Annotated in this window: 5 protein-coding genes; all 5 read left to right on the plus strand. The window is 66.5% G+C overall.

What is annotated here, in order from left to right; all coding sequences use genetic code 11:
- The first annotated feature begins 664 nt into the window (after positions 1-664).
- The 5 genes from bchI (at position 665) to G3446_RS24925 (ending at position 7,293) form a co-directional block, all read left to right on the plus strand.
- The gene (gene bchI, locus G3446_RS24905; protein ID WP_164456390.1) at positions 665-1,693 is read left to right on the plus strand and encodes a magnesium chelatase ATPase subunit I; all 1,029 of its coding nucleotides are present in this window, start codon (positions 665-667) and stop codon (positions 1,691-1,693) included.
- Complete coding sequence (locus G3446_RS24910) at positions 1,690-3,507, plus strand: magnesium chelatase subunit D (RefSeq protein ID WP_164456391.1); 1,818 nt, start codon at positions 1,690-1,692, stop codon at positions 3,505-3,507. The genes bchI and G3446_RS24910 overlap by 4 nt, the downstream gene beginning before the upstream one ends.
- A gap of 202 nt (positions 3,508-3,709) precedes the next feature.
- Positions 3,710-4,618 carry an alpha/beta fold hydrolase BchO gene (gene bchO / locus G3446_RS24915; RefSeq protein WP_164456392.1) on the plus strand — a complete coding sequence of 303 codons (909 nt, stop codon included), beginning with the start codon at positions 3,710-3,712 and terminating at the stop codon, positions 4,616-4,618.
- 97 nt (positions 4,619-4,715) lie between these two features.
- Positions 4,716-6,245 carry a phytoene desaturase gene (locus tag G3446_RS24920; RefSeq protein WP_164456393.1) on the plus strand — a complete coding sequence of 510 codons (1,530 nt, stop codon included), beginning with the start codon at positions 4,716-4,718 and terminating at the stop codon, positions 6,243-6,245.
- Positions 6,246-6,255: 10 nt separating this feature from the next.
- Positions 6,256-7,293 (plus strand): phytoene/squalene synthase family protein, encoded by a 1,038-nt coding sequence (locus tag G3446_RS24925; RefSeq protein ID WP_164456394.1) that lies wholly within the window; start codon positions 6,256-6,258, stop codon positions 7,291-7,293.
- Positions 7,294-7,467 lie beyond the last annotated feature (174 nt).

The following is a 7,467-nucleotide window of genomic DNA, read 5'->3' on the forward strand; positions in this document are numbered from 1 at the left end:
GGAATGCTCAGCCAGACAGTGGCTCTGATGCGCGAGATTCGGCTCCGCAGCAATGTCGACGCCCATCGAGCTTTCTTATGGATTGGACGCAAATTGGACTTGCTTCGAAACAGAGTATCTACGCACTGCGCACGTCATATCCCTCCCGACGCGTCAACGGCCGATCGAAGCGCTGCTCGTAGGGCTCTGCATAGGGCGCGAGTGCTCCGCACACGTAATGCCGTACCGGTCGTGATTCGAAGCACGCAAACTGACTGCGCGCATCGTTGTGGTTGCGCAGGTGCTCCATCTCGCTGATGGCGCGGGCGAGCGCCAATCCCTTCGTTCCTTCCTCGCGCTCTAGATAGGCGACCAGCTTGCGGATCAGGAAGCGCGGGCGCTTGGAGCCTGTTGGCGAGGTCGGGGGGCCGCTGCGGCGAGGGCTGCCCCATCCGCGGGAATTTTCTCGCGAATGCCTCCGGAATTGACCCGTTGGACTTGACCTTGGTTGTTGATGGGCGCTACGGTCGCGGGCTTGGCTGAAAACGCCCGGGCGCGGTCTGCATGCATGGCCGGCCCATTCCGTATTCTCGGCGTCCGCGCGCCGCTGCGCTGCCAGCAGGACGCTTTCGACATTGGCCCTCGTGTGCCTTTCAGAACATAACAGCAACTAGGTCCGCCGCGTATGCCCATCCCCTTTCCCTTTTCCGCCATCGTCGCCCAAGAGGAGATGAAACGCTCCCTGTTGATTGCGGCCATCGACCCGTCCATCGGCGGTGTGCTCGTCTTCGGTGACCGTGGCACAGGTAAGTCCACCGCCATCCGCGGTCTCGCCGCGCTGCTGCCGAAGATGCAGGCCGCGGATTGCACCTATCACTGTGATCCCGAGGCGGGGGACGACGCCGTCTGCGCCGACTGCCGCGAGGTGCGCAAGAACGAGGGGAAGGTCAGGAGCCGCAAGGTTCCGGTGCCTGTCGTGGATCTGCCGCTCGGCGCGACTGAGGACCGCGTCATCGGCGCCTTGGACCTGGAGCGCGCCCTGACCAAGGGCGAGAAGGCCTTCGAGCCCGGCTTGCTGGCGCGCGCGCATCGTGGCTTCCTCTATATCGACGAGGTCAACCTGCTGGAGGACCACCTGGTCGACTCGCTCCTGGACGTGGCGGCCTCTGGCGAGAATCTGGTCGAGCGTGAGGGGCTGAGCGTCCGCCATCCCGCCCGCTTCGTCCTGGTCGGGTCCGGTAACCCGGAAGAGGGCGAGCTGCGCCCGCAGCTGCAGGACCGCTTCGGCCTCTCGGTCGAGGTCAAGACGCCCGAGGATCTGCCGACGCGCATGAAGGTGGTGCGGCTGCGCGACGAGTTCGAGCGCGATCCCAATGCCTTCGTCACCAAGTGGAAGCGCAAGGACGGCAAGGTGCGCCGTCTGATCGAAAAGGGCCGCGAGGTCCTGCCCGAGGTCGCGGTTCCGGACAAGACCCTGGAAGAGGCCGGTAAGCTCTGCATTCGGCTTGGCACCGACGGTTTGCGTGGCGAGCTGACGCTGATCCGCGCCGCGCGCGGCCTGGCCGCGCTGGAAGGCGATACGGAGGTGACGGTCGAGCACCTCAAGACCATCGCGACCTCCGCGCTCCGTCACCGTCTGCGCCGCGACCCGCTCGACGAGTCCGGCTCGACCAGCCGCGTCGAGCGTGCGCTGCAGGAGCAGTTCGGGGAATGAGCGCGCCAGGCCCGAATCCCGCCGTTGCCGACGGCGCCGGACCGGTCCAGCAGCCGGCGGGCCCTGGTCCCTCGCCTTGGGATGACGCCGTTCTCGCCGCCACGCTGATGACCGTCGACCCCGCGGGCACGGGCGGCGTCTGCGTGCGCGCCCTGCCGGGGCCTGTGCGCGACCAGTGGCTCAGCATCATGCGCGACCTCCAGCCGGAGGGCACGCCCATGCGCCGCGTCCCGCTCCATGTCTCGGACGGGCGCCTGCTCGGCGGGCTGGACCTGGCCGCGACCCTGAGCGCCGGGCGCCCCGTCGCCGAGCGCGGTCTGCTGGTGGAGGCCGATGGCGGCGTGGTCGAGCTGGCGATGGCCGAGCGCATCGCGCCAGGCACCGCGGCCCGGCTGACCATGGCCTTCGACTCCGGCGAAGTGGTGCTGGAGCGAGATGGCTTGACCATGCGTACGCCCTCCAAGTTCGCCGTGGTGGCCCTGGACGAGGGCGTCGGCGAGGACGAAGGGCTGCTGAACGCGCTCTTGGATCGGCTCGCCTTTCAGCTCGAGCTGAGCAACATCCGCGTTCACGAGGCCATCGCCTGCGACTATGACGTCGACGACATCCTCGCCGCGCGTGCCCGCCTGTCCGGGGTGAGCATCAAGGAAGAGCAGATCGAGGCCCTGTGCGGCATCGCGCTCGCCTTGGGAATCCCGTCGCTGCGTGCCTCCATCTTCGCGGCGCGGGTCGCGCGCGCCCATGCGGCCCTGGAAGACCGTGCCGAGGTGACGGACGAGGACCTGGCCGTGGCGGGTCGTTTAGTGCTCGCGCCGCGCGCCACTCAGCTTCCCCCCATGGAGCCGCCGCCGGACGAGCCCCCGCCGCCCGAGCCGGAGCAGGACCAGGATCAAGATCAGAATCAGTCGAACGAGCAGCAGGAGCCGGAGGAGCTTGAGGATCAGATCCTCGAGGCGACCCAGGCGGCCATCCCGGCCGGTCTGCTCGCTCAGCTGCAGATGGGCAAGTTGCGCCGCTCCAAGTCGCGTGCCACCGGCAAGGCCGGCGCCATGCAGAATGCGCCCTCGCGTGGCCGCCCGGCCGGCGTGCTGCGCGGCGAGCCGCGTCACGGGCAGCGGATGAATGTCGTCGAGACCCTGCGCGCGGCCGCGCCCTGGCAGCGTCTGCGCCGCGAGGAGCGCGCCCGTGTCGGTCAGCACTCGACCCGCATCGAGGTGCGTCAGGACGATTTCCGCATCACCCGCTTCAAGCACAAGTCCGAGACCACGACCATCTTCATGGTGGATGCCTCGGGATCGTCCGCCCTCCATCGCCTTTCCGAGGCCAAGGGGGCGGTCGAGCTGCTGCTGGCGGACTGCTATGTCCGGCGTGACAAGGTCGCGCTCGTCGCCTTCCGCGGCAAGGAGGCCGAGGTGCTGCTGCCGCCGACCCGCTCCCTGGTGCGCGCCAAGCGCAGCCTGGCCGGGCTGCCGGGTGGTGGTGGTACGCCGCTGGCGTCTGGGATCGACCTGGGAATGCTCATGGCCGACTCCATTCAGCGTCGCGGCGGCACGCCTGTGCTCATCCTGATGACGGATGGTCGCGCCAACGTCGCCCGCGACGGGACGGGTGGCCGGGCGCGTGCCGGCGAGGAGGCGACCGCGGCGGCGCGCGCCGTCCGCGCCTTGGAGATTACGTCCCTGTTGATCGACACCTCGCCGCGTCCGCGACAAGAAGGCCGCGAGCTGGCGCAGGAGATGGGCGCCACCTATCTGCCATTGCCGCACGCGGACGCGACCTCGCTCAATCAGGCCGTGCGGGCGACGACCCAGTAGGCTCGGGCCGAGCGGCGCGTAGGGTGGACGAGCGCAGCGCAGCCCACCAACTCCGGCGCGGCGTTCGGTGGACTTCGCTCTCGCTCGTCCACCCTACGAGCGTTGGTCTACATCACCATTTCGTCGAATATCACGAGCTTGTCGTTTCCGATCTGACACTCGATCTGGCATTGATGACTATGGACAGCCGCTTGGCCCGCCGATGAGCTCCGCAGACGATATACCGAGCTGGGAGCGCGACGGCCGTGACTGGCCCAATCGCGATTCGAGCCGTTTCGTCTCCGCCGCCGGGATGCGTTGGCATCTGCAGGAGATGGGGCAGGGGCCTGTGCTGCTCATGCTGCATGGCACGGGTGCGGCGACGCATTCTTGGCGCGCCTTCGCGCCTATCCTCGCCGAGCATTTCCGGCTGATCGCGCCGGATCTGCCGGGGCATGGCTTCACGACGCCGCCGCCGTACCACAGCATGTCCTTGCCGGGGATGGCGGGTTATGTGGCCGAGCTGGTCGAGACGCTTGGGGTCGAGCCGGATCTGGTGCTCGGGCACTCGGCCGGTGCGGCGATCCTCATCCGCGCCTGTCTGGAGGGCCGGCTGGCGCCGCGCGGGCTGATTAGCCTGAATGGGGCCCTCATGCCCTGGCGCGGTCTCCCTGGACATGTCTTTTCCCCGGCGGCCAAGCTGTTCGCCAAGAATTCCCTGGTGTCCCGGCTCTTCGCGCTGCGGGCCGCGAATCGCAAGTCGATCCAGCGCCTGGTGGATAGCACGGGCTCGACGCTGGAGCCCTTTGGCGTGGATCTCTACCAGCGGCTGATCCGCTCGCCCTCGCACGTGCGAGCATCATTGTCGATGATGGCGAACTGGGACCTGACGCTGATCGAGGAGGGGCTCCCACGGCTCGAGACGCCGCTGTTCCTGGTCGTTGGCGAGGGCGATACGACGGTGTCGCCGCGCGAGGCCCAGCGTGTGCGGCAACACCTGCTGCCCGCGGCCGAGCTGACGATGCTGCCAGAGCTGGGCCATCTGGCGCACGAGGAGCGGCCGCGCGAGGTCGCGGAGGTCGTTCGCCGGATTGCGGGCCGGCTTGGCCTGCTCTCCGTGCCTTCTGTTTGATTCTTGTCCAGTTTTGTTGATCGGTATCAGGACGCCAGGCTGGTGGCGTCCTGCTATACTGTCAATCAATCTTGACAGTTAGCTGGGTAATAAGAAGTTGACAGTTGCCGCTCCACAGTCTCCTGGTCCTAATCTCGGCTCGAAGAAGCCTCACGCCGTGGTCATCGGCAGTGGTTTTGGCGGGCTGGCCGCCGCCGTGCGTCTGAGCGCGCGCGGATTTCAGGTGACCATCCTCGAGAAGCTGGATGCCCCTGGCGGGCGTGCCTATGTCCATGAGCGTGATGGCTTCCGCTTCGACGCGGGTCCGACCATCATCACCGCGCCCTTCCTGCTCGAGGAGCTTTGGAAGCTGGGCGGCCGTCGCTTCGAGGACGACATCGACCTCAGGCTGATGGATCCCTTCTATCGCATCCGCTTCGACGACGGCCGCGTCTTCGATTACAGCGGCGATGCCGAGAAGGTGAAGGCGCAGATCGCGGAGTACTCGCCCGCCGACGTCGCCGGCTATGACCGCTTCATGAAGATGAGCGAGGCGGTCTTCAAGGTCGGCTTCGAGGACCTGGCTCACGTGCCCTTCAGCTCCGTGATGGACATGGCGAAGATCGTCCCGGACATGACGCGGCTGCAGAGCTACCGCACCGTCTACGGCATGGTGTCCAAGTACATCAAGGATCCCTATATCCGCCAGGTGCTGTCCTTCCATCCCCTGCTGATCGGCGGCAATCCCTTCACCGTCACCTCCATCTATGTCCTCATCTCCTTCCTGGAGCGCAAGTGGGGCGTGCACTCGGCGATGGGCGGCACGGGCGCCATCGTCAATGGGCTGGTCAAGCTCATCGAGGGGCAGGGGACGGAGATCCGCTATCAGGCGGAGGTCGACCAGATCCTGGTCAAGAACGGCAAGGCGGCGGGCGTGCGTCTGGCCTCGGGCGAGGACATCCCGGCCCAGGTCGTCGTCTCCGATGTCGACCCCGCGACCACCTACGGAAAGATGCTCTCGCAGCACGGGCGCCGTCACTGGACCGACAAGAAGATCGAGCGCTCCAAGTATTCCAACGGGCTCTTCGTCTGGTACTTCGGCACCAAGCGCCAGTATCCGGACGTGAAGCACCACACCATCTTGCTCGGGCCGCGCTACCGCGGACTGATCCAAGACATCTTCAAGCACAAGACGCTCGCCGAGGACTTCAGTCTCTATCTGTATCGTCCCACGGCAACTGATCCGAGCTTGGCGCCGGACGGCTGCGATGCCTTCTACGCCTTGTCTCCGGTCCCGCACCTCGGAAGCGAGACCGATTGGGAAGCCCAGGCGGAGCCATACCGCGCCAGGATCGCCCGTTACTTGAGCGAGACGGTTCTTCCAGGACTGGAGGATCAGATCGCGACCTCGCTCGTCGCCACGCCCCTGGATTTCAAGCATCGCTTGAATTCCTATCTGGGGGCTGGCTTCAGCCTAGAGCCCATCTTGACGCAGAGTGCGTGGTTCCGTCCGCACAACAAGAGCGAAGAGGTGGATGGTCTTTATCTGGTCGGTGCGGGGACCCATCCTGGAGCAGGTGTTCCCGGGGTCATCTCCTCCGCGCGCGTCCTCGATGCGGTGGTTCCCGATGCCTCAAGCTTTGTCTAGCCAAAACACTATGAAGAAGAAACACGCGTCGGCAGCGGACTTCGTCGCCTGCCGTGACTTGCTTCGCTGCGGCTCGCGCTCCTTCTATGCGGCATCCTTCCTGCTGCCGCAGCGTTTCCGTGATCCGGCGATGGCGCTCTACGCCTTCTGCCGCATCGCCGACGATGCGATCGACTGCGTCGGTGACGACCCGGTGCTCCAGGCCGATGCGCTCGAGATGCTCTATGACCGCCTGGAGCGCATTTACGCCGGCCGCCCGGTGGATGATCCGGCGGATCGCGCGCTCGCCGATGTGGTGGTCGAGCTCGCCATGCCAAAGCGTCTGCTCGAGGCGCTGCTCGAGGGGTTCGAGTGGGACGCCCAGGGGCGCCGCTACGAAGACATCTCCGGTGTCTATGCCTACTCGGCGCGGGTGGCTGGCACGGTTGGCGCCATGATGGCCGCGCTCATGGGCGCGCGCACCGAGGCGCTCACCGCGCGTGCCTGCGATCTGGGCGTCGCCATGCAGATCACCAACATCTGCCGCGACGTCGGCGAGGACGCGCGCAACGGCCGGCTCTATCTGCCGCGGGATTGGATGCGCGAGGCAGGGATCGACCCCGATGTCTGGCTGGAAAATCCTGTCTTCAACGATGCCCTGGCCTCTGTGATCCAGCGCATGCTGGAGACGGCGGACATGCTCTATCAGCGCGCCGACGCCGGTATCGCCGGGCTTCCGATGGGCTGTCGGGCAGGCATCAATGCGGCGCGCTATCTCTACGCGGAGATTGGTCGTCAGCTCCAGCGCCAAGGGCTGGATTCCATCTCCCGGCGTGCCGTGGTGTCTCCGCAGCGCAAGATTCAGCTGCTGGCGCCGATCCTCGGCAAGGCGGTGCTGACGTCGCGCGCAATCACCGCTCCGCCGCTGGAGGAGACCCGGTTCCTGGTCGATGCGGTTGTCGCGGCGACGCCAAAGCCGGCGGTTGGCGGGGTCGGCGGCCGTGTCATGTGGGTGCTCGAGCTGTTCGAGTCGCTCGAGGAGCGTGAGCGCGCACTCGAGGTGCGCTGATCCGGGTCGGTGAGCCGCCGAGGCGGAAAGGACGCAAAGGTATCCCGGCTGCGGGATCTCTATGCGTCTTTGACGCCTCGGCGGCTTACGCTTCGTTAGCTTCCAGCTTCCAGCTTCCAGCTTCCAGCTTCCAGCTTCCAGCTTCCAGCTTCCAGCTTCCAGCTTCCAGCTTCC

The organism is Thiorhodococcus minor (assembly GCF_010820565.1).
Taxonomy (GTDB): Bacteria; Pseudomonadota; Gammaproteobacteria; order Chromatiales; family Chromatiaceae; genus Thiorhodococcus; species Thiorhodococcus minor.